Genomic DNA, 24,913 nt, shown 5'->3' with positions numbered 1-24,913 from the left:
GAAGTACATCGAGCGTTTTAGTCAATCAAGTGTCAACCCATATCAGGACGGGTCACGTTCATTAATTAGAAATTTAAGCTGATTACTCTTAACTAACTCACCCGATTTAGAACCGCTCTGAGTTTTAGTGGCTTCACAGGTTTAGCAATAAAGCTAAAGCTGTTAGCCTTTATCGCTGCCAACATGTCATCGGTTCTATCTGCACTGATGATGACACCTTCAAAAGAATCTCCAAGGCGCAAACGACACTGCTGCAATACTTCGAGCCCCGTTCGGCCATTATCGAGGCGATAATCAGAGAAAATCACATCCGGCTGCCAATCATCATCGAGACACTTCAAACTTTCGACTAAGTCGACGGCGGTCTTAACCTCACAGCCCCAACGACCAATCAAGTTCTCCATGCCGACTAAAATCTCGCGCTCATTGTCGACACACAGTATTTTCAGGTGCTCGATGTCGCTTGTCGCCATTGGCGTCGAAGCTTGTACAACCGGAGCCACCTGCTCTGCTCTCGCTAAGGTGATGGAAAAGACGCTGCCTTCTCCCGGCCATGAACGCATCGATATTTGATGACCAAGCACATGAGCAATCCCTTTCGAAATCGCCAACCCTAATCCTAACCCCTGATCGGCTCGTACTTGGCTACCACGCGTAAACTCTTCGAAGATCTCTTGTTGCTTGTCTTCATCAATACCGGTTCCGTTATCCCACACATCAACGCGTACTTGACCATTGACTCGTCTCGCACCGAGTACCACTTTTCCTTCAGGGTTATAGCGAAACGCATTCGTTAAAAAGTTCTGAATCACTCGTCTTAATAACTTAGGGTCAGAGTGAATAAACAGTGACGATGGGATCATCTGGAATTGGATCTTCTGTTGCGTTGCTAAAGCACTAAATTCCGCATTCAAGTTGGTCAGCACATCATGCACGGCAATCGCGTGAATGTTGGTTTCTAATTTTCCTGACTCCAATCGCGAGATATCAAGCAGGTCGCCAATCAGATCTTCAGCCGCACCAAGCGCACTTTCGATATGAGAAGAAAGCTGCTTCTCCTCTTGTTCTTTTGCCACCTCAGACAATGACGAAGCAAATAGACGCGCGGCATTGAGCGGCTGCATCAAATCATGACTCACCGCAGCTAAGAATCGACTCTTAGATTGAGATTCTTGATCCGAAATTTGAGTGGCTTTAACTAAACGTTGGTTAAGCTTTTCGAGCTCTTGAGTTCGCTCATGAACTCTCGACTCCAAGCTTTCATTGGCATCTTTCAGCGCTTGTTCTGCTTGTCGGAATACCGTGATGTCGGTAAAGCTCATGACGAAGCCACCACTTGGCATTGGGTTACCTTGCACCTCAATCACTCGACCATCAGGACGAATACGAGATGAGGTGTGTCGCGTGCCTTGCTCAAGGTGATAAACACGGCGTCGAACGTGATCTTCTGGGTCGCCTGGGCCACATAAACCTTGCTCAGCATTGTGACGAATTACATCTGAAATGGGTCGACCCACCTGAATCAAGCCTGCAGGGAACTCAAACAGTTCTAAGTAACGTTGATTCCACGCCACCAGCCTCATTTGTTTGTCAATTACTGCAATGCCTTGACCAATATGTTCAATCGCACCTTGCAGTAAACCACGGCTGAAATCGTACAGTTCAGAGGCTTCATCAACGATGGTCGCAACTTCTTCAAGCTGCATATTTCTGCCCTGCAAGGCCGAAGTAAGTACTAACTTAGCGGAAGATGCACCGAATACACCAGCGAGCACACGTTCTGCATGTCGAATCAGGCTTGCGGGCGCTTGTTGGTTAGGAAGTAGCGGCTGCCCGTGCTGTTGCCAATAACTCTGTAAGGCACTTTTCGCACGCTTGCGCCCCACAAAACGAGACGCTAGCATCTCTAATTCAGCGACCGTCACACGGCTCTGATAGAGGCTGATGTTCTCATTTTCTGGTAATGGTGTGCCAATAAAAGCAGCCGATTGTAAACGCTCACTTAGGCTTGGTCTGGTCACCATCGAAACCACGGCATAACACAAAGTATTCAGCAAAATACTCAGCACAATCCCCCAGTTTGAACTGCTGATCTCCCAACTGTTGAGCAACTCTGGTGGCGTGATAATCCACAGTAAAAGGTTACTTTCACTATCGCCCGCCAGCATACTGGTTTGGCTCATCAGGGTGATCAGCCAAATCAACGAGCCCACCATTAAGCCGACATAAACCCCCTTCCGGTTGCCCGGACGCCAGTACAAACCACCAATAAGTGCTGGCGCGAATTGAGCAATCGCCGCAAAGGAAAGAAAGCCAATCGCCGACAGTGAGTGAATGGTATCGAGCGCTTGATAGAACAGCCAAGCACCAAGTAACAGCAGTAAAATCAACCCGCGTCGAATCACCAGCAACATGCCAGAAAAATGTCGATGGGTTCTTTGAGTTAGACGCATACGGCGCAGCAGCAATGGCATTACTAAATCATTCGATACCATGATCGCTAATGCGATGGTCGAGACAATCACCATGCCACTCGCCGCCGAAGTACCTCCGAGGAAAGCTAACAAAGCAATGTGATTCGCACCTTCTGCCATTGGTACACTGATCACGTAAGTATCAGCCGGCATGTCGGTGAGCAGCCCTTGTCCTGCCCAAGCAATTGGCAGCACAAACAGGCCCATCAAAATCAGATAAAGTGGAAACAACCAGCGAGCGGTATGCAAATCTTGAGGACGTTCGTTCTCAACCACCATGGTGTGGAATTGGCGGGGCAGACAGACAATCGCCAACATGGTCAAAACGGTGTGAATAATTAAGGTCGGAATATTAGGCGATTCGTAGGTAGAAGCAGCCACATCAAACAAGTCAATTTTGTCACTGCTCATCGCCAGATAGATAATAAATAGGCCAACAATCAGGAATGCCGCTAGCTTAACAATTGACTCAAACGCCACCGCCATCATCATGCCACGGTGATGCTCTGTGTTATCGATATGCCGAGTACCAAACAGCATGGTAAAAATGGCCAAAGCACCGACCACAAACCAAGACACGTGATAATCCTGATAGCCGAAATCAGACGCTAGGTTTGGCGCAACAATATCTAGCCCCATGGTGATACCACGCAGCTGTAGCGCGATATAAGGAAGAATACCGACCACGGCAATCACGGTGACGGCAACAGCCAAGCCCTGAGATTTTCCATAACGAGCCGCGATAAAATCGGCAATTGAAGTGATGTGTTCACGCTTTGCAATCAGGATCAACCGCGCCAAGATCCGCCACCCGAGTGTAAAGACCAGAATGGGGGCGAGGTAGATGGGTAAAAAGGACCATGGGTTATTGCTCGCCTGTCCGACCGTTCCATAGAAAGTCCAAGAGGTACAATACACTGCAATCGAAAGACTATAGATCCATGGGCGCCAACGCGATAGCCAACGAACCTGCCTGTCTCCATACCAAGCGATCAGAAATAACACGCCCAAATAGGCTAAAGAGACTGGAATTACTATCCATCCTTGCATTAAAAACCCTTTTTCATCCATAAAAAAACCTCTCCATAAGGGAGAGGTTTCATTTAACTAAGGATGGGTCATTAACTCAATCGAATCGCTTAAATTCTGTGCTTCAGACTCTAATTATCAGCATTTGCTGTTAGATTCTAATTGTTCCGTACCTGATTGATTAATCTCAACCACTGAACTTCTCTCGTCCAACTTAATGAACAGAGCAAGAGCCCCCATCGCGGCCATACCCCAGAAGATGTTTGCCCCCCAAAGCTCATAGCCCCAACCACTTAAGGTCGTCATTAGTGCGATAACAGCCCCCAATGGGATCGCGTTATACAGAGCTTGCAGCGCGACCATTTTATTCTGTTCTTCTGATTGAATGTATTGAATGGCTGCGATGTGCGCCATAGCAAACGTCACACCATGCAGCATTTGCACCATAACCAAGGCGAAAATCGCCGTTGTTGATGCGGTAATCCCCCAACGAGCCATCACACCGATTGCAGCTACCACGAATAGAGTACGCATTGACCAGCCAGAGAATAAGCGCTTACTGAGAGCAAACACAGCCACCTCAGCAACAACGCCTAGGCTCCATAAATAACCAATAATCGCTTCTGAGTGACCGGCTTCTTTCCAGTAAATCGCACTAAAACTGTAGTAAGCCGCATGGCTACCTTGCAGCAACGCCATCAAGGCCAAAAATTTAACCACAGACGACTCACGCAGTAACTCACCTAATTTTGGTCGCACTGCTTGTTTCTCAGATTGCGTTACTGGCATCACGTTAGGGTTTCTCATCGCCAACACTAACGACAACAGCACACCAACAAGCGCTGTATACAAAATCATATCAGTGCCGAACTGTGCGACTAAATAACCCACCACGGTTGAACCCGCAATAAAAGCAATCGAACCCCATAAACGAGTGCGTCCATAGTCAAGCATCTTAAGACGACTGTAATGGTTAGCCATTGCGTCAGAAAGAGGGATAACCGGCCCACAACACAGGTTAAACAATACTGTTGCCAACAGCATCAATAGAAAACTGCCTCCAGTAAAGAAGTGGAAACCAACAAATAACAAGGAGGCGAAGCTCAACCAGCGCAGAGCGGGCAAAAGATTCTCTACGTTATGGATGCGCGGCGTAATCACAAGGTTAGCAACACAGCGAGTCGCAAAACCAATACCAATCAATACACCGATGTCCCCTGCAGAAACGCCTTGGTCTTCAAACCACAACGCCCAAAATGGCAAGTACACACCATACGCAAAAAAGAAACCAAGAAAATACTGAGATATCCATCCGTAAGGAGAGGGGCTAAACATAAATAACCTATAAAGTGTGCGGAAAAAGGCGGCTCCAATTATGCCTATCTAGAGTAGGATGAAAAAGGGAATTATTACTGGGATAGCATTCCTATATTCAATTAGCCTAGATATCACTTATCACCAAGCTATATCACGTTCATCGATATCTAGTCTGCATTTAGACTAAAGTCGTCTGGAGCTTCGCTGGTATTTTGTCAGACTGATTAAAGACTCCCACTTCTTGTGATGCTTATGCCTGAAAAATTTAATATGCAGCACCCACCCTTCGATAGCCTGTCCGATACGGAACAATTGAAGCTTCGCTCTTCATTAGACGTGGTGTATTACCGCTCTCAAGAAGTGATACTGGAAGCAGATAGGCCGAGCAGACACCTGCATATCCTGATCAAAGGAGCCGTTGAAGAGCGCGCGAGCAGTGATGGTGAGATTTACGCACATTACGCCAATGACGATATTTTTGATGTGCGCAGCCAGTTTGAACCTCACACCAAACATCAATATATCGCACTCGAAGACACCTTAAGCTACCTACTGCCTACCGATGTTTTTCTCGATCTTTATCACGCCAATGGTCAATTTGCCGCCTACTTTGATAGTAACCTGTCGACACGGAAAGCTCTGATTGAGGCCGCTCAGCAGCAACAAAACCTTGCCGAGTTTATATTGACCAAAGTGGATGACTCTATCTATCACCCACCACTGATTCTTGAGCCAGGGCAACCCATCAACCAAGTAACTCAAATCCTAAAAGAGCAAGGCTTAGACTCGGCGCTGGTGCATTTAGACGACAAAGGCATAAAAGATTTTGGTTCAGGCTCCTTACCGTATGGGATTGTCACACGAACCAATTTATTGCACGCTGTAATGCTCGATAACTTCCCACAGGACGCGCCCGTCGGCGAGATTGCAACATTTCCAGTGATGCACGTAAACCAAGGGGATTTCTTATTTAATGCCATGATTACCATGACCAGAAACCGGGTAAAAAGGTTGATGGTTTGTGACGGTCTAAATGCTGTAGGCATGGTGGATATGACACAAATCCTCAGTGCATTCTCCACTCACTCTCACGTGCTCACTTTGCGTATTGCGCGCTCCACCAGCATTGAAGAGCTCGCATTAGCCTCCAACAAACAACGTCAACTGGTCGAAAGCCTACTCAGTAACGGCATTCGCACGCGCTTCATCATGGAGCTAATTTCAGCTGTTAATGAACAGATAATAGAGAAAGCGTTTGAGTTGGTTATCCCACCCGCACTGCATAATCATTGCTGCCTCATCGTGTTGGGTTCCGAAGGCCGTGGAGAACAAATCCTCAAAACCGATCAAGACAACGCGCTAATAATTCAAGATGGCTTGGAGTGGCACCAATGCCAGAACGCCATGAACGACCTCACTCATACATTGCAGCAATTGGGCTATCCACTCTGTCCGGGCAACGTGATGGTCAACAACCCCAAATGGGTGCATTCAGAACAAGAGTGGAAACAAACCCTCACCCGTTGGGTAAAAAAAGCCACGCCAGATACCGTGATGGATATCGCGATCATGGCGGATGCACACGCCGTTGCGGGCAATAGAGAGTTATTAAAACCCGTAAAGCAGCACCTAAGTGATTTGATGCTCGGACAAGAATTGATTCTGACTGAATTCTGCCGACCGGCTCTGAACTTCTCAGTACCCCTCACCCTGTTTGGCAATGTTAAACAATCCAAGTCAGGGCTCGATATCAAACAAGGCGGTATTTTCCCTATCGTGCATGGTGTGAGGGCACTCTGTCTTGAGCATGGTGTCACGGTAAACAACACCTTCGAACGCATTGAACAGTTGGTCTGTAAGAAAGTGCTTGAGCAAAGTACCGCCGATAACCTTAGTGAAGCACTCAAACAGTTCTTTAAGTGGCGCTTAGCCCAAAGACTTTCTCAGCAGCACAGTAGCAACAAGATTAACGTCAAATTGATGGAGCGAGCAGACAGAGACCTGCTTCGCCATAGCTTGCATGTGGTCAAAAAATTCAAGCAATGGCTTGGCTACCACTATCAGATACGGGATTAGGCGATTGAACGATGAATAGATTGGTTCGTTATTACTGGCATCATAAACTCAAAGGCTCTACTTATCAGCCTCTGTTTACTGCGCCTGCTAATCACGAATACGTATCTCTCGATTGTGAAACCACCAGCCTCGACCCCAATCAGGCAGAATTAGTCACCATTGCCGCAACCAAGATCATCGGCAACCGAATCATTACCAGCCAACCTTTTGAAGTCCGATTGCGCGCCCCTCAATCGCTCGATTGCAATTCAATAAAAATCCACCGTATTCGCCATCAAGATCTAAAGCACGGCATCGAAGAAAAACAGGCTTTAATCGAGCTACTGAACTTCATTGGAAATCGTCCTTTAGTCGGCTATCACATCCGCTATGATAAAAAAATCCTCGATCGCGCCAGTTTAAAACAGCTTGGATTTCCACTGCCTAACCGATTAGTCGAAGTAAGCCAACTTTATCAAGACAAGCTCGAAAGGCAGCTGCCCAATGCCTATTTTGATCTCAGTATGGACGCCATCTGTCGCCAGCTCGATTTACCTATCCCCGTCAATAAACATGATGCATTACAAGACGCTATCTCCGCCGCCCTGATCTTTGTTCGCCTGAAACATGGTGATCTGCCCCGTTTCAACTCTTCTTATTCTTAATTCAACCACTGGCGCTTCACATAGAGAGCAACATCTCAAAAATGAACTTAACTCGCTATTTTGTAAGTGAAAAGCACCGTCTCATCCTAAAGTCTAATTGTGGAAATCGCCGTCCTAGTCGAGAGTGATAACACAAAGATGGTTCTGTAATAGACCTAGAAACTGAACACAAAGGAAGTTGCCAGTTCATTAGGAATGTAGGCACAAGGAGAGATGCAATGAGTGAAGCCCACGTTTATCCGGTAAAAGAAAATATTAAATCAACCACACACGCGGATAATGACACTTACCTAGCCATGTACCAGCAATCTGTTTCTGACCCTGAAGGCTTTTGGGGTGAACACGGAAAAATCGTTGATTGGATTAAACCTTTCACACAGGTAAAAAATACCTCTTTCGACCCTGGCCACATTGATATTCGCTGGTTTGAAGATGGCACGCTTAACGTTTCGGCTAACTGTATCGACCGCCACCTTGCTGAACGCGGCGATGAAGTCGCTATTATCTGGGAAGGCGATGACCCGGCAGATGACAAAACTCTAACTTTTAATGAACTACACAAAGAAGTGTGCCTGTTTTCGAATGCTCTGAAAGAGCAAGGCGTGCGCAAAGGCGATGTGGTTTGTTTATACATGCCAATGGTTCCTGAAGCTGCAGTAGCCATGCTGGCGTGTACCCGTATAGGTGCGGTTCACACAGTAGTATTTGGTGGTTTCTCACCAGAAGCACTGTCTGGTCGTATTATCGATTCAAATTCTAAAGTCGTTATCACTGCCGATGAAGGCGTGCGTGGCGGCCGTGCTGTTCCACTGAAGAAAAATGTCGATGAAGCACTGACGAATCCTGAAGTGAAGAACATCGAAAAGGTTGTAGTATTCAAACGTACTGGCGGCGATGTTGCATGGCACGAACACCGCGATGTGTGGTGGCACGATGCTATTGCTAATGTATCTGCAGATTGTCCTCCAGAAGAGATGAACGCAGAAGACCCACTATTCATCCTTTATACGTCAGGCTCAACAGGCAAACCTAAGGGTGTTATGCACACCACCGGTGGTTACCTTGTTTATGCAGCAATGACCTTCAAATACGTATTCGATTACCAAGAAGGCGAAACTTTCTGGTGTACAGCCGATGTGGGTTGGATTACCGGTCACACATACCTTGTTTACGGACCGCTTGCCAATGGTGCAAAAACCATTCTGTTTGAAGGCGTGCCGAACTACCCGAACACAAGCCGCATGAGTGAAGTGGTCGATAAGCACCAAGTTAATATTCTTTATACGGCGCCAACAGCTATTCGTGCATTGATGGCGAAAGGCAATGAAGCCGTTGAAGGCACGTCTCGTGACAGCCTAAGAATCATGGGCTCAGTGGGTGAACCTATCAACCCAGAGGCGTGGGAGTGGTACTACAAAACAATCGGTAATGAGCAGTCTCCAATTGTTGATACATGGTGGCAAACAGAAACGGGCGGAATCTTGATTGCACCGCTACCAGGCGCAACAGACCTAAAACCGGGTTCAGCGACGCGTCCATTCTTCGGTGTACAACCCGCGCTGGTTGATAACATGGGTAACATTATTGAGGGTGCAACAGACGGCAACCTAGTGATTCTTGACTCTTGGCCAGGCCAGATGCGTACCGTTCATGGCGATCATGACCGTTTCGAACAGACTTACTTCTCGACCTTTAAAGGCATGTACTTCACCAGTGATGGTGCTCGTCGTGATGAAGACGGTTACTACTGGATTACTGGCCGTGTTGATGACGTTCTGAACGTATCAGGTCACCGTATGGGTACCGCTGAGATTGAATCGGCTCTAGTCGCATTTGATAAGATCGCAGAGGCTGCGATTGTAGGTATCCCTCATGATATTAAAGGCCAAGCGATTTACGCTTACATCACGTTGAATGATGGTGAATTCCCGACCGCAGAGCTTCATAAAGAAGTGAAAGACTGGGTACGCAAAGAGATAGGCCCAATCGCAACGCCAGATGTACTGCACTGGACCGACTCATTACCAAAAACTCGTTCAGGTAAAATCATGCGTCGTATCCTGCGTAAGATTGCCACTGGCGATACTGGCAACCTAGGCGATACGTCGACACTCGCAGACCCAAGCGTGGTCGATAAGCTGATTGCAGAGAAAGCGGAACTGGCATAAGCAACCCGTCACATTACGTAATTACTGTTTAAAACAACTCCTTTCTAAACCGTCACCTATGTGGCGGTTTTTTTATGGCTGATCTTGATCTCAAATATCCTCGACAAAATTAAGGCTAAGGCGCTTTTTTGTTAAGTTGGTAACAATCTCACACTCTCTCAATAGGAGATTAGACCAGTAAATTGCTGCGATTTGCGCTGAATTAGCTATAATCTGGTTCTAATTTTTAAATTTGGGTTTTTCTTACTGGAAATTATCCCCAAATTTTCAATAAAATGGCAACATTCACGTTCGTAAACACGATAAAGGAAGATACCCCCACAATGTCTACAAAGTTTCGCATTCTAGTTTTAAATGGACCAAACCTTAATCTGTTAGGCCTTAGAGAACCTGCACACTACGGTTCTCAAACACTTGACCAGATTATTAGCTCATTGACCGAGCAAGCGAAAACACACGATGTTGAGCTATCTCACTTACAGTCAAATCGTGAGTATGAGCTGATTGAAGCTATCCATAGTGCTTATCAAAATGTTGATTTCATTATTATCAACCCAGCGGCCTTTACACATACCAGTGTGGCGTTGCGTGATGCACTACTTGGTGTTGCTATCCCATTTATTGAGGTTCACCTATCGAATGTTCACGCACGTGAACCATTCCGTCACCACTCTTACCTGTCTGATAAAGCAGAAGGTGTGATTTGTGGCTTAGGTGCCCAAGGTTATCAATTTGCTTTGACAGCTGCGCTCAACAAGCTCAACGCAAAGTAAATAAAAACAACGAACTATTACTAACCTACTCAGTCAAAGAGTAAGTTCAATCAACAGATAAAGAGAAAGAAACAATGGATATTCGCAAAATCAAGAAGCTAATCGAATTGGTTGAAGAGTCTGGTATTTCTGAGCTAGAGATCTCTGAAGGTGAAGAGTCAGTACGAATCAGTCGTAACAGCCCTGTATCTGCAGCGCCTATTCAATATGCAGCAGCTCCAGCTCCTGTAGCGGCAGCAGCACCTGCGGCGGCACCTGTAGCGGCAGCTCCTGCGGTTCCTGCTGGTCACCAAGTTCTTTCTCCAATGGTTGGTACTTTCTACGGCGCTCCAAGCCCAGATGCAAAACCGTTCGTTAAAGTGGGTCAATCTGTAACTGCTGGCGAAACACTATGTATCGTTGAAGCTATGAAAATGATGAACCAAATCGAAGCTGATAAATCTGGTGTTGTAACGGCTATCCTAGTTGAAGACGGTCAACCAGTAGAATTCGACCAAGCTCTAGTAATTATCGAATAATAGAGAGCACTCATTATGTTAGATAAATTAGTAATCGCGAACCGTGGTGAAATTGCACTGCGTATTCTGCGAGCATGTAAAGAGCTTGGCATCAAAACGGTAGCAGTTCACTCAACCGCTGACCGCGATCTTAAGCACGTACTGCTTGCTGACGAAACAATTTGTATCGGTCCAGCTCGTGGTATCGATAGCTACCTGAACATCCCTCGTATCATCAGCGCTGCTGAAGTAACGGGTGCAGTTGCTATTCACCCAGGCTACGGCTTCCTATCTGAAAATGCAGACTTTGCAGAACAGGTAGAGCGCAGTGGTTTTATCTTCGTTGGCCCTAAAGCTGAAACCATTCGCATGATGGGTGACAAAGTGTCAGCTATCACGTCAATGAAAAAAGCGGGTGTACCTTGTGTACCAGGTTCTGACGGCCCTCTTGACGACGACGAAGCGAAAAACAAAGCGCACGCTAAGCGCATTGGTTTCCCTGTAATCATCAAGGCTTCTGGCGGCGGCGGCGGTCGTGGTATGCGTGTTGTTCGTACTGAAAAAGAACTAACAGAAGCTATCGCAATGACTCGTGCTGAAGCAAAAGCATGTTTCAATAACGACATGGTTTACATGGAAAAATTCCTAGAAAACCCACGTCACATTGAAGTACAAGTGCTTGCAGATGGTCAAGGTAATGCTATCCACCTAGGTGAGCGTGACTGTTCAATGCAGCGTCGTCACCAGAAAGTTGTGGAAGAAGCACCAGCACCAGGTATCACTGAAGAAATGCGTAAATACATCGGCGACCGTTGTACTCGTGCATGTCTTGAGATTGGTTACCGCGGCGCAGGTACATTTGAATTCTTATACGAGAACGGTGAGTTCTACTTCATCGAAATGAACACTCGTATCCAGGTTGAGCACACGATTACTGAAATGGTAACGGGTATCGATCTAGTGAAAGAGCAACTTCGCATTGCTGCTGGTCAGCCTCTATCATTCACACAGGATGATATTAAGCTGCGCGGCCACTCAATCGAATGTCGTATCAATGCAGAAGATCCCGTTCGTTTCCTACCCTCTCCGGGTAAGATCACGCGTTTCCATGCTCCAGGTGGTATGGGCGTACGTTGGGAGTCTCACATCTACACGGGTTACACAGTGCCACCACACTACGATTCAATGATTGGTAAGCTGATCACTTACGGTGAGAACCGTGATGTTGCTATCGCTCGTATGAAGAACGCATTGGGTGAAATGATTGTTGAAGGTATTAACGTTAATACTGAGCTTCAACTGTCTATTATGAACGACGAAAACTTCCAACACGGTGGGGCAAACATCCACTACCTTGAGAAGAAGCTTGGTCTACAATAGACGCTAGCCTTCCGTAATTCGTTCTCTGTAGAACAGTAATAAATGCTCACTTCGGTGAGCATTTTTGTTTGTAAATACTCGCAATAATCAATTCATCATCCCCATTATATTCCGTGGGGTTTTGGTGAATTTGCTCATATTTTCTGCTAGACTCGCCATCCAATTTTTCTCATATAGAAGATGCAGCCATGCCTTGGATTCAAATCAAGCTTAATGCTACCAATGAAAATGCCGAACAAATCGGCGACATGTTAATGGAAGAGACTGGTGCTCTTTCTGTAACTTTCCTGGATGCACAAGATACCCCTGTATTTGAGCCTCTGCCGGGCGAAACTCGCCTTTGGGGTGATACTGACATTCTCGCGCTTTACGACGCTGAGACTGACACTGGTGTCGTTCTAGCGCAGATTAAAGCAAGCAACATGTTCCCTGCAGACTTTGCTCACAAAGTAGAGCAAATTGAAGACAAGGATTGGGAACGTGAATGGATGGACAACTTCCACCCAATGAAGTTTGGTGAGCGTTTATGGATCTGTCCTAGCTGGCGCGATATCCCTGAACCTGACGCTGTAAACGTAATGCTGGATCCCGGTCTTGCATTCGGTACCGGTACTCACCCAACAACAGCATTGTGTCTTGAGTGGCTTGAAGGCCTAGACCTGACAGGTAAAACCGTGATCGATTTCGGTTGTGGTTCTGGCATTCTTGCGATCGCTGCGATCAAACTTGGCGCGGCAAAAGTTGTCGGGATCGACATTGATCCTCAAGCTCTGCTTGCATCAAAAGACAATGCACAACGCAATGGTGTTGCTGAGCAACTAGAGGTGTTCTTGCCACAAGATCAACCGGAAGGTTTGCTCGCTGACGTTGTTGTTGCCAACATTCTTGCCGGTCCATTACGCGACCTTTCTGGCATCATTAAAGGTCTAGTAAAGCCAAATGGTGTACTAGCAATGTCGGGTGTTTTAGATACACAAGCGGAAGATGTTGCAACTTATTATCGTGATGAGCTTCACATTGATCCAATCATTGAACAACAAGAATGGTGTCGAATCTCTGGTCGCAAGCAAGGCTAGGTAAGACTTTGGGCGCTAATTGACTGAAATTTAAACGAATTACAAAAACAAATTGTAAATGCTCAAATATTAGTCTTTTCACGCAGCGAAAAAATGCGTAAAATGCGCGCCCTTGCTGGTACAGAACTGTGATGACATTTTTGAAAATCGGAAATTATCAACTTAAGAACAATCTAATCGTCGCTCCTATGGCTGGCGTAACGGATAGACCATTCCGTGAGTTGTGTCTTCGTTACGGTGCGGGGATGGCAGTCAGTGAAATGATGTCCTCCAATCCGAAAGTTTGGAAAACGTCAAAATCTCAGCAGCGTATGGTACATGAAGGCGAATCGGGCATTCGTTCAGTACAAATCGCTGGTGCAGATCCACAGCTTATGGCCGAGGCTGCTCAATTCAATGTTGCTAACGGTGCGCAAATCATCGATATCAATATGGGTTGCCCAGCCAAAAAAGTGAATAAGAAGCTTGCGGGCTCAGCCCTACTTCAGCATCCAGAACTCATTGAAGATATTCTGAAGGCTGTCGTAAATGCTGTCGACGTTCCAGTAACGTTGAAAACGCGCACAGGCTGGGATACAGACAATAGAAACTGTGTCCAAATCGCGAAAATAGCCGAAGACTGCGGCATACAAGCTCTTGCCCTTCACGGGAGAACTCGCGCTTGTATGTACAAAGGTGAGGCAGAATACAAACACATTAAAGCAGCGAAACAAGCAGTATCTATTCCGGTTATCGCTAACGGTGATATCGATAGTCCGGAAAAAGCGAAGTTTGTGCTGGAGTACACCGGCGCTGATGCTTTAATGATAGGTCGACCTGCCCAAGGACGTCCTTGGATTTTTAACGAAATCCTACACTATTTGGAAAACGGCACCACGATGGACCCACTCCCGATTTCGGAAGTGAAAGACATCATGCTTGGTCATGTGCTCGCTCTACATGAATTTTATGGAGAGTTTTTAGGCCCTCGCATCGCTCGTAAGCATGTGGGTTGGTATCTAAAAGAGCATGAACAAGCGAGTGAGTTTCGCCGTACCTTCAACGCATTCGAAGCAGGTGATCTGCAGCTTGAAGCGCTAGAAGGTTTTTTTGATAACGTTGCACCATAATTACGAGAAGAGCTAGACCGAATATGTTCGAACAAAATCTGACTTCAGAAGCATTGACAGTAACTACAGTTACATCACAAGACCAAATCACGCAGAAGCCACTACGTGACTCAGTTAAAGCATCATTGAAAAATTACCTTGCTCAATTAAACGGTCAAGAAGTCAGCGAGTTATACGAATTAGTATTAGCTGAAGTTGAACAGCCACTACTAGACACTATCATGCAGTACACTCGCGGTAACCAAACTCGCGCAGCAACCATGATGGGTATTAACCGCGGTACTCTTCGCAAGAAACTTAAAAAATACGGCATGAACTAATCGTTCTTTCGTAATTTATTGAATTAGAAGCCGAGCTCTTTATTGAACTCGGCTTTTTTTTGTTTAGATGGCAACAAGCGAACAATTATCAATCAATTAATGAGATGTAACGATTGATAACGTAATCACTACCGATATAATGGCCCATTAATCTAATCGTCTGGAAGCTACATGCTTGATATGAAAAGGGAAGAATGGCTTAGCACACTGATCCGTGAACTGCCTGATCGTCATCTTCTGTTGGATACATCCGGACGTATTGTTGAAAACTTTGACAATCCAAATCACCACACAGTTTCAGAACTGTTGCCTCCCGCGGTTGAAAAGCAGCTGTTAGAGGCGGCAAAGCAAGCTTATTCCAGTCGCGAAATTCAATACATTCGATACTCTCTTGCGCCCTGTCAGCAACTTCAGCTTTCTATTGAACAACTTTTCGCTCAAGGGGAAGAATCTGCAGAATCAGACGATCGATATTTTGAATCGACATTAAAGCCATTGTACCTCTCGCCAGAAAAGCAATACGTGCTGTGGCAAGAGCGGGATATTACTAAAGCACAGCAACGTGAAGCTGAGCTGATAGAACTCGCTGAAATCGATGAGCTAACTGGGATTTTAAATAGACGTGCCTTTTTACTTGGGTTGGAAAGAGAGTTCAGTCAATCGCCTAAGCAAAGCTTAACGTGTTTGATGATAGACATAGACCACTTCAAAGAGATCAATGATCAAATTGGCCACCTTTCTGGTGATGAGGTAATCGTTCAAGTCGCGAGTTTATGCCAACAGTCAATAGACTGCGATGATTATCTAGGTCGCTTGGGTGGCGAAGAATTCGGTGTCATCCTCACACACACCAGTGCCATTGAAGCTTATTACGTTGCAGAGACGATTCGTAAAACGATTGAATCAACACCATGCACCGTAGACGGCCACATCATCTACCCAACAGTCAGCATCGGTGTTGCTGAATACACACCACATCTTAAAACCATAAAAGAACTATTGGCTCAAGCTGATAGAGCCATGTATTCTTCAAAGCAGACTGGCCGCAACCAAGTCACGCTTTACCATAATAACCTACCCACTTTAAAAATTGACGCTCAACTAAGAGCCAAAATACTGCAAGCTTCCTAGGGTTATTAACCGTAGTAAACCTCTCTCCCTAACGGGGACCTTCTCAGCTATTTACCATCAGCAGCACAGCATGAGCTTTGTTTATCTTCGCTCGCCAAAGCACCTAAGATAGAACAATGGCTCGCATCGTCATCTACATGACCGCAGCAAGCATCATTAATCTTCTTTAATGCCGTGCGTATTCTGCCAAGTTCACTGATTTTTTCATCAATAAGTGTCAGCTTTGCCGTTGTGATGGCTTTCACTTCTGAGCAACTGTGCTGCGTTGCTTCCAAGCGAATCTCGAGCAATTCCTTAATTTCATCTAAACTCAGCCCTAACGCTTTAGATTTAAGAATAAAGGTCACCTGTTTTTGATTGTTTTCATCATATAAGCGATATCCTGAGTCACTGCGACTGGCAGGAGCAATCAGGTTACTTTTTTCATAAAACCGCAAGGTATCGGCTGTCACACCGCATCTTTTCGCTAATTCACCGATCTGAAACATGTTTTTTCCTACTGTTCCGTCCATTCCACAATTAACCTTATCGTTACTTTTCAGGCTGAAATGGCACTTTTCATAATTAATTTTGAGATGCCAAACGATTGCGCGAGCTTTTTTGTAATAAATTAGTTAGAATCTGCGCCATCAAATTTGGAGTTGGTTATCTTATTGCTTAATCATAAGACAAACCCAAAAGGTCTTTACCAAAACTGGCCAATATTTTATCTCTTACTGGTATCTAAGATAATCCACGCTAAGAAGATAGAAACAAGTTCTTTTTTGGCAAATATCTTTATTTTAACCCCATGAATTTGAGGAAGATGGAAGCATGAATAACGCTCGTCCAATTCGCCGCGCTCTAATCAGCGTATCAGACAAAACTGGTATCGTTGAATTTGCACAAGCTCTTGCTAACCGTGGTGTAGATATCCTATCTACCGGTGGCACTGCTCGCCTGCTTGCTGAAAAAGGCATCTCTGTTACAGAAGTATCTGATTACACTGGTTTCCCAGAAATGATGGATGGCCGTGTTAAGACTCTGCACCCAAAAGTTCATGGTGGTGTTCTAGGCCGTCGTGGCCAAGATGATGACGTGATGGAAACTCACGGTATCAACCCTATCGATATGGTTGTTGTAAACCTATACCCATTCGCAGAAACCGTTGCTAAAGAAGGTTGTACCCTTGCTGACGCTGTTGAGAACATCGACATCGGCGGTCCTACAATGGTTCGCTCTGCAGCGAAAAACCACAAAGACGTAACTATCGTTGTTAACGCACACGACTACGAGCGCGTTGTTGCTGAAATGGACGCGAACGAGAAATCTCTAACGCTAGAGACTCGTTTCGACCTCGCTATCGCAGCATTCGAGCACACAGCTTCTTACGACGGCATGATCGCAAACTACTTCGGCACTATGGTTCCATCTTACGGTGCCTCTCTACTTGATGAAGAAGGAAAGAAGGCTGATGAAGAGTCTAAATTCCCTCGCACGTTCAACCAACAGTTCGAGAAGAAACAAGACATGCGCTACGGTGAGAACAGCCACCAAGCGGCAGCATTCTACGTTGAAGCGAACCCTGAAGAAGCGTCGGTTTCTACTGCTCGCCAAATCCAAGGTAAAGCGCTTTCTTACAACAACATCGCTGACACTGACGCAGCACTTGAGTGTGTGAAAGAGTTCGACCAGCCAGCATGTGTAATTGTTAAGCACGCTAACCCATGTGGTGTTGCACTAGGTGAAGACATCCTAGAAGCTTACGACCGTGCATTCAAAACAGACCCAACGTCTGCATTTGGCGGCATCATCGCTTTCAACCGTGAGCTAGACGCTGCAACAGCAACGGCTATCACTGAGCGTCAATTCGTTGAAGTTATCATTGCACCATCTGTTTCTGCGGAAGCAGTAGCAATCGTAGCGGCTAAGAAAAACCTTCGCCTGCTTGAGTGCGGTGAGTGGACAACTAAGACAACTGGTTTTGACGTGAAACGCGTTAACGGCGGTTTGCTAGTTCAAGACCGCGACCAAGGTATGGTTTCTGAAGATGACCTGAAAGTGGTTTCTAAGCGTCAGCCAACAGCTGAAGAATTGAAAGATGCTCTATTCTGCTGGAAAGTAGCGAAGTACGTTAAATCTAACGCTATCGTTTACTCGAAAGGCGACATGACTATTGGTGTAGGCGCAGGCCAAATGAGCCGCGTTTACTCTGCGAAAATCGCAGGTATCAAAGCGGCAGACGAAGGTCTACAGGTTGAAGGTTGCGTGATGGCATCAGATGCATTCTTCCCATTCCGTGACGGTATCGACGCGGCAGCAGAAGCGGGCATCAAGTGTGTTATCCAACCGGGCGGCTCTATGCGTGATGACGAAGTTATCGCAGCAGCAGACGAACACGGCATGGCGATGATCTTTACGGGCATGCGTCACTTCCGCCACTAATTTCCTCTTCGTATTTGGCACTGTGGCGTCGTTAGCTGCTTTCGCCCACCCCGGTCACATAGCGAGCTATGCTTCCGGGGATGGGCTCAATTGCTGCCTAGCCACATCACCAACTACTTTGAGCAAAACTTATAATTTTGTTTTTTAAATATTCCGATATTTGAAATACGTAGAGCAAGTCAGTGACTTTAGTTCAAGGAAAACACGCGGAGCTTATGACCATAAGTGAGCATGTTTGACACAGAAATAAAGGCTCTGAAGCAGCTATAAGGATTTTAAAACATGAATGTATTGATTATCGGTGCCGGCGGTCGTGAGCATGCACTTGGTTGGAAAGCGGCACAAAACCCAAATGTTGAAACAGTATTCATCGCTCCAGGTAACGCAGGTACTGCGCTTGAACCTAAACTTGAAAACGTAAACATCGGTGTTGAAGACATCGCTGGTTTAGTCGCGTTTGCTCAAGAAAAGAAAATCGAACTGACTATCGTGGGCCCTGAAGCACCATTGGTTATTGGTGTGGTTGATGCATTCCGCGAAGTGGGTCTACCAATCTTCGGCCCAACTCAAGCGGCAGCACAGCTTGAAGGCTCTAAAGCATTCACCAAAGACTTCCTAGCTCGTCACGATATCCCAACAGGTTACTACTCAAACTTCACTGAGATCGAGCCAGCTATCGCTTACGTTCGCGAGCAAGGTGCTCCAATCGTAGTAAAAGCTGACGGCCTTGCGGCGGGTAAAGGCGTTATCGTTGCGATGACACTTGAAGAAGCTGAAGACGCAATCAAAGACATGCTAGCGGGCAACGCATTTGGCGAAGCAGGCAGTCGCGTGGTTATCGAAGAGTTCCTTGAAGGCGAAGAAGCAAGCTTCATCGTAATGGTTGACGGTTCTAGCGTGCTTCCTATGGCCACCAGCCAAGATCACAAACGTGTTGGCGACAAAGACACTGGCCCTAATACTGGCGGCATGGGTGCTTACTCTCCAGCTCCAGTGGTAACTCCTGAAATCCATAACCGCATCCTTGAGGAAGTTATCTATCCAACGGTACGTGGTATGGACGCAGAAGGCGCACCTTACACTGGTTTCCTTTACGCAGGACTAATGATCGATGCTGACGGCACACCTAAGGTTATCGAATACAACTGCCGCTTTGGCGACCCTGAAACGCAACCTATCATGATGCGTATGGAGTCAGACCTTGTTGAACTTTGCCTAATGGCTATCGATGAGAAGCTAGACGAAGCAGAATCAAAGTGGGACCCACGCGCTTCTATCGGTGTTGTTCTTGCTGCTGGCGGTTACCCTGCTGACTACGCAAAAGGTGACGTTATTTCACTGCCAACCAGCGAAGTTGAAGGCCAAAAGGTTTTCCACGCGGGTACGACAAATAACGAAGCTGGCGACGTTGTGACAAACGGTGGCCGTGTACTTTGTGCAACGGCACTGGGTAATACGGTTTCTGAAGCTCAGGAGCGCGCTTACGCGTTGACGAAGCAAGTTAGCTGGAATGGTATGTTCCACCGCAATGACATCGGTTACCGTGCGATTGCGCGCGAGCAAGAACAGTAATCAGTCTACGACTCGCTTATGTTCGAATGACCGCAAGCAAGTAACAACAGAAAAGGCGCCTCGATTGGCGCCTTTTTTATTGCTTAATCTGTCCTGGGGTCTGTTCCTGTACACACAAATAAGCACTGACCTACAGCGGGTAAATTCTCTTAACCCTTTTAAATACGCTCTATTCTTTCAACAATGATGGTCTTGTAACACACTGATGGTTGTCATCTGCCAACATCAAAAATTCAGCAACAGATAGTTTTCTGAGAGACTCCTTGCCGACAAAAGCACCATAGCTCTCTACAGACGACAAACGGTTAATCACAAAATTAGGTAGTGTTTGATTAAATTCAATGTCAGAAAATTGCTTACCAGAGCAAGTCTGGAACGTTTTGCCATTCCAGTAACCCTGAACCAGTCTGAGCCCTTCGTCATGCTGCTTCATCGTAGTTTCTAAAACCGACTTGGCTTCTTTCTGGTAGCTTTCAAGTTGCTTAACTTGGATAGGCAAAATTTTGCTATCAATACGATACTGCTGATATACAGCTTCGCCTGACTTATTAAAACGCACATGGACACTATACGGAACCAGCTCATTAGAAGAATTACGTTGCTCACCTTCACGAATAAATTCACGCAGTACACCACCGGACCAAGCATAATCGGTTTTGTACCAACCATAGTCGCCCATAGTGACGTAATCAGCAGAAGTGTGTGGTTGTGTTAGCTTGTTTGTAACCCAGTAGAAACTTGTCGCGTCGCCCATGACTTGGCCGCCGGTATGAGTTTCAAATTGCTCTAGGTTTTTGCGAGGGCTGGTTGATGAACAGCCAATGAGAAATGTAGATAATATTGAAACGAGAAGAAATGCTTTTTTCATAAAAACCTGTACCGAGGTGGAATACGACTACCTCGGTACAGTTTAGATTATTTCACTGAATCTTTCAGCGCTTTACCTGCAACAAATGCTGGAACATTTGCAGCAGCGATTTGGATCTCGTCACCAGTTTTTGGGTTACGACCAGTGCGAGCTGCACGGTGGTTTACTTTAAAAGTACCAAAACCAATTAGCTGAACTTGATCGCCATCTTTAAGAGCATCTGTAACACCGCCAAGAGTCGCTTCTAGAGCAGCTTTAGCTTGTGCTTTAGAAAGGTCCGCTTTTTCAGCAATAAAGTCGATTAATTGAGTCTTGTTCATTTTAGGTTTCCCTTCTTTGTATTTTTGAATTCGATTCACTCTAAAACATAAATGCCCCATCTGGCAAAGGTTTGTCGTCGATCTTTAGCTCTAATGCCGTAGTTTTAGCCATAATATGAGTAATAACTCACAATTTGTTACTGATTTTACTGAGCAAGCCCTTGTTTAAAAGGGGCTGAGAGCAAAATTAATGATGACCTAGCCACTACTTATTCTCTATAATCCACGCTGAATCGCTGCTAAAGCGTACAATTTAATTTAAGGGCAAACATGCTGCTGCTAACTATTTACGTCTCCATTGCTATTGGAGTTTCTTTCATTTGTTCTGTTTTGGAAGCTGTACTTTTGAGTATTAGTCCGAGCTACATTGCTCAACTAAAACAAAATGGGCACCCTGCAGCAGAGTCATTAGACAAACTGAAAACCGATATTGACCGCCCGCTTGCGTCAATTTTAACGCTCAACACCATCGCACACACCATCGGTGCTGCGACAGCGGGTGCACAAGCAGCAGTCGTTTTTGGTAGCCAATGGTTAGGCGTATTCTCTGCCGTATTAACTCTGGGTATTTTAGTTCTGTCTGAGATTGTTCCAAAAACCATTGGCGCGACCTACTGGCGTCAACTTGCTCCAGCATCATCAAATGTGCTTCGCTGGATGGTCTTTTTCCTAACACCATTTGTGTGGTTCTCAGAGCAAATCACCAAACGTTTAGCTCGCGGCCACCAGGCACCAAAAATGCGTGATGAGCTATCTGCAATGGCTATTTTGGCAAAAGAGAGCGGTGAATTTGCTGAAGGTGAATCAAAAATTCTGAGCAATCTGTTAGGTATTCAAGATGTGCCCGTGACTCAAGTCATGACACCACGCCCTGTTGTATTCCGCGTCGATGCAGAAATGAGTGTCAATACGTTCCTAGAACAACACAAAGACACGCCATTCTCACGTCCTTTGGTCTACAGCGAACAAAGTGACAATATCATCGGTTTTGTCCACCGCTTAGAGCTGTTTAGATTGCAACAAGCGGGTTGTGGTGAGAAGGCTCTGGGTGAAGTGATGCGCCCTATCCACGTCTTGCTAAACAACATGGGCTTAGCTAAGGCCTTTGACCAAATGATGGCAAACCGCCTGCAACTGTCTTTAGTTGTGGACGAGTACGGCACAATTCAGGGCATCATCACCCTAGAAGATATCTTTGAACACCTAGTGGGTGAAGAGATTGTCGACGAAGCAGATAAAACCACAGACATGCAAGAACTGGCGTTCCAACGCTGGGAAACGTGGAAAGAGACACACGGTGTTATCGAAAACCGCGATGAAGAGGACGAGCTAGAAGAAAAAACTCTAGCAGACAACGACACCTCAGACTCAAAGTCAGCGGATGAAAGCAAGGTTCAAAAAGAAGACAAGAAAGACGCTTAATCTAAATTTGATAGCGTCAGATACAACAAAGGCTCCCTAGGGAGCCTTTGTTTTTTATTCTATTCGCTACAACTCAACATCCGTTATAACGCAACACCAATGTTGCTCACTGGGTCTTCACGCAGTTCGTGGCGTAGGTCTTTGATCAGCTCTAAGTCACGCTCAGTCGTTTCACGTAGAGGTCGGAAAATGGCCCACTGAACGTCCCACTCTTCACATACCGCTTCGTTTTCTTTCTGGTTTTCGTTCGTCACTTCTTCAGCGCCTTGAGCAAACTCAAGCTCAGCAACCGTCTTCACCGATTGTTGACTCACTTTAATTACCGCTTCCAACATATGCTCACGATCAAGTAGACCATGGATTAATGTTGCTAAGCCTTGGCATGCGTCCATTGCAGGGTAAACACCATAGAAATCAAAATCATCTGCGCTAGGGAATAGCTCTTCTACTTTCTCAAGTTGACGCTCAAAGTTCACCTTTGCCGTTTTAACGGTTAGGATTTCCCAAATGCTATCCAAAACATCACGGTAGATTCGAGCTTCCGCAAATTCTGTATTCTCACAAAACATGGCATAGTTAGGATACATACGCTCACATAGACACGCCATAAAAGTAATTTGTTGCCAAGGTTCTAACTTTTCAAGACGAACCTGCAGTGGATTCTGAAGCATAGTCACTCAATAATTGCAGAAAAAGACAGCGAAAGTGTACTTGATAAACCCTGGGGGGAAAAGGTAAGCCGATGAACAATTTTACGAATAAGCTCTATATTCTTACCGAGCATGACGATACCTATACGCAACTGATTCTAAACCAAGGGTTACCTGACCTCGAAATCACTCAAAACCCCGAATTAGCTGAGATCGTACTGGCTGCTCCTCCTTTAATAGTGGAGCGACTTAATGAGTTTAAAAAGCTAGACTGGGTGCAAAGTACCTATGCTGGAATCAATAAACTCACTCAGCCGGATCTTCGCCAAGATTATACGCTGACCAACGTCAAAGGCATCTTCGGCCCTGCGATTGCTGAATACGTGTTGGGTTACACGATCAGCCACTGTAGACACTTTCCTCACTACCACCAGCAACAAGTACAACGAAACTGGCAGCCGCAGCTTTATACCAGCCTAACTGACAAAACCATGGTGATTTTAGGAACGGGGTCAATTGGCAGTCATTTAGCTAAAACCGCTGCTGCTTTTGGTATTCACACCATAGGTGTCAACCGGACAGGTATCCCATCAAAGCAAGAAACCTTCAAAGACACTTTCCACATTAATGAACTAGAAGCCGCCCTCAAGCAAGCGGATATTGTAGTGAACACCCTGCCATCAACGGATGAGACCTACCAACTACTGAATCAAACCACCTTAAGCTACTGCTCTAACGTATTGCTGTTTAATGTGGGTCGCGGGGAAAGCGTAGACAATAAAGCGTTACTGCTTGCGATTAAGAATAAATGGGTTGAACACGCTTTCTTAGATGTCTTTGAATGCGAACCTCTCACACAAGAACACCCGTTTTGGACGTTGCCGCAAGTGACCATCACACCACACATTGCGGCTCTAAGTGAGCCAAGACAGGTCGTGGAGATCTTCGCCAATAATTACCAACAATGGCGAGATGGTTTTACACTGAATAACACCATTGATTTTGATAAAGGCTACTGATGTTCTCGTCACTGCTCACCGAGATACGACAATGCACCGCTTGTGAACCTCATTTATCACACGGTGCAAACCCAGTGATTCAGGCACACCCAAACGCGCGCTTGTTAATCATAGGCCAAGCACCCGGTATCAAGGTTCATCAATCATCTATCCCTTGGAACGACGCCAGTGGCGAGCGATTGAGAGAATGGCTAGAGATGGATAGCGATACGTTTTATGACGAACAAAAAGTCGCGATTGTCCCGATGGGCTTTTGCTATCCAGGAAAGGGAAAAAGTGGCGATCTACCGCCTCGAAAGGAGTGCGCTGCACTATGGCACCAAAAAGTACTGCAATCACTGCCCAACATCCAAATGACCTTGCTGATTGGTCAGTATGCGCAAAACTATTATCTAAAAGATAAAGCCACCAGCACACTCACTGAAACGGTACGTAACTGGCAGGCTTGGGCTCCAGAATTTTTGCCACTTCCCCACCCTTCACCACGTAATAATATCTGGCTCAAGAAAAACCCATGGTTCGAAAGTGAAGTCATTCCCTATATCAGGAAGCACGTATCAGAGCATTTGGCCTGCCATGATCCAAATGCCTAATTAGCTCTGCACATCAACGATGATTTAGCCGATATTGAGTGCGGATAGAAA

At 45.9% G+C, this 24,913-nt stretch carries 21 protein-coding genes; 15 read left to right on the top strand and 6 right to left on the bottom strand.

Features of this window, described 5'->3' with window-relative positions:
* Positions 1–92: 92 nt before the first annotated feature.
* A complete protein-coding gene (locus tag AB6C75_RS13140; RefSeq protein ID WP_372107952.1) occupies positions 93–3,524 on the bottom strand; it encodes a PAS-domain containing protein in 3,432 nt (1,143 codons plus the stop codon).
* Between the two features lie 117 nt (positions 3,525–3,641).
* Positions 3,642–4,838: a 3-phenylpropionate MFS transporter gene (locus AB6C75_RS13135; RefSeq protein WP_372107951.1), complete on the bottom strand. Its 1,197-nt coding sequence runs from the start codon at positions 4,836–4,838 to the stop codon at positions 3,642–3,644.
* Between the two features lie 228 nt (positions 4,839–5,066).
* Between AB6C75_RS13135 and AB6C75_RS13130 the strand changes: the two genes are divergently transcribed.
* The 10 genes from AB6C75_RS13130 (at position 5,067) to AB6C75_RS13085 (ending at position 15,994) form a co-directional block, all read left to right on the top strand.
* Positions 5,067–6,896: a DUF294 nucleotidyltransferase-like domain-containing protein gene (locus tag AB6C75_RS13130; protein ID WP_372107953.1), complete on the top strand. Its 1,830-nt coding sequence runs from the start codon at positions 5,067–5,069 to the stop codon at positions 6,894–6,896.
* 11 nt (positions 6,897–6,907) lie between these two features.
* Entirely contained in the window at positions 6,908–7,540 is a 633-nt protein-coding gene (locus AB6C75_RS13125) for a 3'-5' exonuclease (RefSeq protein WP_371702828.1), read from the top strand.
* 218 nt (positions 7,541–7,758) lie between these two features.
* Positions 7,759–9,708, top strand: a complete 1,950-nt coding sequence (gene acs, locus AB6C75_RS13120) for an acetate--CoA ligase (RefSeq protein WP_009844693.1) — start codon at positions 7,759–7,761, stop codon at positions 9,706–9,708.
* 323 nt (positions 9,709–10,031) lie between these two features.
* Positions 10,032–10,481, top strand: coding sequence for a type II 3-dehydroquinate dehydratase (gene aroQ / locus AB6C75_RS13115; protein ID WP_009844692.1), 450 nt, complete (start codon positions 10,032–10,034; stop codon positions 10,479–10,481).
* A gap of 74 nt (positions 10,482–10,555) precedes the next feature.
* A complete protein-coding gene (gene accB / locus AB6C75_RS13110; protein WP_102456468.1) occupies positions 10,556–10,999 on the top strand; it encodes an acetyl-CoA carboxylase biotin carboxyl carrier protein in 444 nt (147 codons plus the stop codon).
* A gap of 15 nt (positions 11,000–11,014) precedes the next feature.
* On the top strand, positions 11,015–12,358 hold the full coding sequence (gene accC / locus AB6C75_RS13105) for an acetyl-CoA carboxylase biotin carboxylase subunit (protein ID WP_009844691.1): 1,344 nt from the start codon (positions 11,015–11,017) through the stop codon (positions 12,356–12,358).
* A 188-nt stretch (positions 12,359–12,546) separates the two neighbouring features.
* Positions 12,547–13,434 (top strand): 50S ribosomal protein L11 methyltransferase, encoded by an 888-nt coding sequence (gene prmA, locus AB6C75_RS13100; protein ID WP_012604987.1) that lies wholly within the window; start codon positions 12,547–12,549, stop codon positions 13,432–13,434.
* A 140-nt stretch (positions 13,435–13,574) separates the two neighbouring features.
* A complete protein-coding gene (dusB, locus tag AB6C75_RS13095) occupies positions 13,575–14,543 on the top strand; it encodes a tRNA dihydrouridine synthase DusB (protein ID WP_009844689.1) in 969 nt (322 codons plus the stop codon).
* A gap of 23 nt (positions 14,544–14,566) precedes the next feature.
* Complete coding sequence (fis, locus tag AB6C75_RS13090) at positions 14,567–14,863, top strand: DNA-binding transcriptional regulator Fis (RefSeq protein WP_004729744.1); 297 nt, start codon at positions 14,567–14,569, stop codon at positions 14,861–14,863.
* A 171-nt stretch (positions 14,864–15,034) separates the two neighbouring features.
* Positions 15,035–15,994, top strand: a complete 960-nt coding sequence (locus AB6C75_RS13085) for a GGDEF domain-containing protein (protein WP_372107950.1) — start codon at positions 15,035–15,037, stop codon at positions 15,992–15,994.
* A 47-nt stretch (positions 15,995–16,041) separates the two neighbouring features.
* Here the strand turns inward: AB6C75_RS13085 and zntR are convergent, their stop codons facing one another.
* A complete protein-coding gene (gene zntR, locus AB6C75_RS13080) occupies positions 16,042–16,482 on the bottom strand; it encodes a Zn(2+)-responsive transcriptional regulator (RefSeq protein WP_009844687.1) in 441 nt (146 codons plus the stop codon).
* Between the two features lie 325 nt (positions 16,483–16,807).
* On the opposite strand from zntR, the gene purH reads away from it, so the two are divergent.
* Together purH and purD are read left to right on the top strand one after the other, a co-directional pair.
* Entirely contained in the window at positions 16,808–18,418 is a 1,611-nt protein-coding gene (gene purH, locus AB6C75_RS13075) for a bifunctional phosphoribosylaminoimidazolecarboxamide formyltransferase/IMP cyclohydrolase (protein WP_009844686.1), read from the top strand.
* A gap of 282 nt (positions 18,419–18,700) precedes the next feature.
* Positions 18,701–19,990 (top strand): phosphoribosylamine--glycine ligase, encoded by a 1,290-nt coding sequence (gene purD, locus AB6C75_RS13070; RefSeq protein ID WP_017103309.1) that lies wholly within the window; start codon positions 18,701–18,703, stop codon positions 19,988–19,990.
* Between the two features lie 169 nt (positions 19,991–20,159).
* On the opposite strand, the gene AB6C75_RS13065 is transcribed toward purD, so the two are convergent.
* Together AB6C75_RS13065 and hupA are read right to left on the bottom strand one after the other, a co-directional pair.
* Positions 20,160–20,858: a DUF1481 domain-containing protein gene (locus tag AB6C75_RS13065; protein ID WP_372107949.1), complete on the bottom strand. Its 699-nt coding sequence runs from the start codon at positions 20,856–20,858 to the stop codon at positions 20,160–20,162.
* Between the two features lie 47 nt (positions 20,859–20,905).
* A complete protein-coding gene (gene hupA / locus AB6C75_RS13060) occupies positions 20,906–21,178 on the bottom strand; it encodes a nucleoid-associated protein HU-alpha (protein ID WP_004729753.1) in 273 nt (90 codons plus the stop codon).
* 270 nt (positions 21,179–21,448) lie between these two features.
* Here hupA and AB6C75_RS13055 point away from each other — a divergent pair, with 270 nt between their 5' ends.
* Positions 21,449–22,600 carry a hemolysin family protein gene (locus AB6C75_RS13055; protein ID WP_280603728.1) on the top strand — a complete coding sequence of 384 codons (1,152 nt, stop codon included), beginning with the start codon at positions 21,449–21,451 and terminating at the stop codon, positions 22,598–22,600.
* An 83-nt stretch (positions 22,601–22,683) separates the two neighbouring features.
* Here the strand turns inward: AB6C75_RS13055 and AB6C75_RS13050 are convergent, their stop codons facing one another.
* The gene (locus tag AB6C75_RS13050; protein ID WP_017055908.1) at positions 22,684–23,271 is read right to left on the bottom strand and encodes a YjaG family protein; all 588 of its coding nucleotides are present in this window, start codon (positions 23,269–23,271) and stop codon (positions 22,684–22,686) included.
* 71 nt (positions 23,272–23,342) lie between these two features.
* Between AB6C75_RS13050 and AB6C75_RS13045 the strand changes: the two genes are divergently transcribed.
* Positions 23,343–24,269 carry a D-2-hydroxyacid dehydrogenase gene (locus AB6C75_RS13045; RefSeq protein ID WP_017096515.1) on the top strand — a complete coding sequence of 309 codons (927 nt, stop codon included), beginning with the start codon at positions 23,343–23,345 and terminating at the stop codon, positions 24,267–24,269.
* Entirely contained in the window at positions 24,269–24,862 is a 594-nt protein-coding gene (locus AB6C75_RS13040; RefSeq protein ID WP_017096514.1) for a uracil-DNA glycosylase family protein, read from the top strand. Before AB6C75_RS13045 ends, AB6C75_RS13040 begins: the two co-directional genes overlap by 1 nt.
* The last annotated feature ends 51 nt before the right edge of the window (positions 24,863–24,913 follow it).

The sequence above is a fragment of the Vibrio sp. 10N.237.312.B06 genome (genome assembly GCF_041464685.1).
GTDB classification, from domain to species: domain Bacteria; phylum Pseudomonadota; class Gammaproteobacteria; order Enterobacterales; family Vibrionaceae; genus Vibrio; species Vibrio tasmaniensis_A.
The sequence above is the reverse complement of the archived record's forward strand: the minus strand, read 5'-3'. Positions and strand labels throughout refer to the sequence as shown.

Excerpts from the sequence above, each read along its gene's own strand:
- AB6C75_RS13085 (WP_372107950.1), top strand. The coding sequence starts at position 15,035 with ATGCTTGATATGAAAAGGGAAGAATGGCTTAGCACACTGATCCGTGAA.
- prmA (WP_012604987.1), top strand. The coding sequence starts at position 12,547 with ATGCCTTGGATTCAAATCAAGCTTAATGCTACCAATGAAAATGCCGAA.
- accC (WP_009844691.1), top strand. The coding sequence starts at position 11,015 with ATGTTAGATAAATTAGTAATCGCGAACCGTGGTGAAATTGCACTGCGT.
- AB6C75_RS13050 (WP_017055908.1), bottom strand. The coding sequence starts at position 23,271 with ATGCTTCAGAATCCACTGCAGGTTCGTCTTGAAAAGTTAGAACCTTGG.
- AB6C75_RS13135 (WP_372107951.1), bottom strand. The coding sequence starts at position 4,838 with ATGTTTAGCCCCTCTCCTTACGGATGGATATCTCAGTATTTTCTTGGT.
- purD (WP_017103309.1), top strand. The coding sequence starts at position 18,701 with ATGAATGTATTGATTATCGGTGCCGGCGGTCGTGAGCATGCACTTGGT.
- AB6C75_RS13055 (WP_280603728.1), top strand. The coding sequence starts at position 21,449 with ATGCTGCTGCTAACTATTTACGTCTCCATTGCTATTGGAGTTTCTTTC.
- AB6C75_RS13140 (WP_372107952.1), bottom strand. The coding sequence starts at position 3,524 with ATGCAAGGATGGATAGTAATTCCAGTCTCTTTAGCCTATTTGGGCGTG.
- acs (WP_009844693.1), top strand. The coding sequence starts at position 7,759 with ATGAGTGAAGCCCACGTTTATCCGGTAAAAGAAAATATTAAATCAACC.
- zntR (WP_009844687.1), bottom strand. The coding sequence starts at position 16,482 with ATGTTTCAGATCGGTGAATTAGCGAAAAGATGCGGTGTGACAGCCGAT.
- aroQ (WP_009844692.1), top strand. The coding sequence starts at position 10,032 with ATGTCTACAAAGTTTCGCATTCTAGTTTTAAATGGACCAAACCTTAAT.
- AB6C75_RS13065 (WP_372107949.1), bottom strand. The coding sequence starts at position 20,858 with ATGAAAAAAGCATTTCTTCTCGTTTCAATATTATCTACATTTCTCATT.
- AB6C75_RS13130 (WP_372107953.1), top strand. The coding sequence starts at position 5,067 with ATGCTTATGCCTGAAAAATTTAATATGCAGCACCCACCCTTCGATAGC.
- purH (WP_009844686.1), top strand. The coding sequence starts at position 16,808 with ATGAATAACGCTCGTCCAATTCGCCGCGCTCTAATCAGCGTATCAGAC.
- fis (WP_004729744.1), top strand. The coding sequence starts at position 14,567 with ATGTTCGAACAAAATCTGACTTCAGAAGCATTGACAGTAACTACAGTT.
- AB6C75_RS13045 (WP_017096515.1), top strand. The coding sequence starts at position 23,343 with ATGAACAATTTTACGAATAAGCTCTATATTCTTACCGAGCATGACGAT.
- AB6C75_RS13040 (WP_017096514.1), top strand. The coding sequence starts at position 24,269 with ATGTTCTCGTCACTGCTCACCGAGATACGACAATGCACCGCTTGTGAA.
- AB6C75_RS13125 (WP_371702828.1), top strand. The coding sequence starts at position 6,908 with ATGAATAGATTGGTTCGTTATTACTGGCATCATAAACTCAAAGGCTCT.
- accB (WP_102456468.1), top strand. The coding sequence starts at position 10,556 with ATGGATATTCGCAAAATCAAGAAGCTAATCGAATTGGTTGAAGAGTCT.
- hupA (WP_004729753.1), bottom strand. The coding sequence starts at position 21,178 with ATGAACAAGACTCAATTAATCGACTTTATTGCTGAAAAAGCGGACCTT.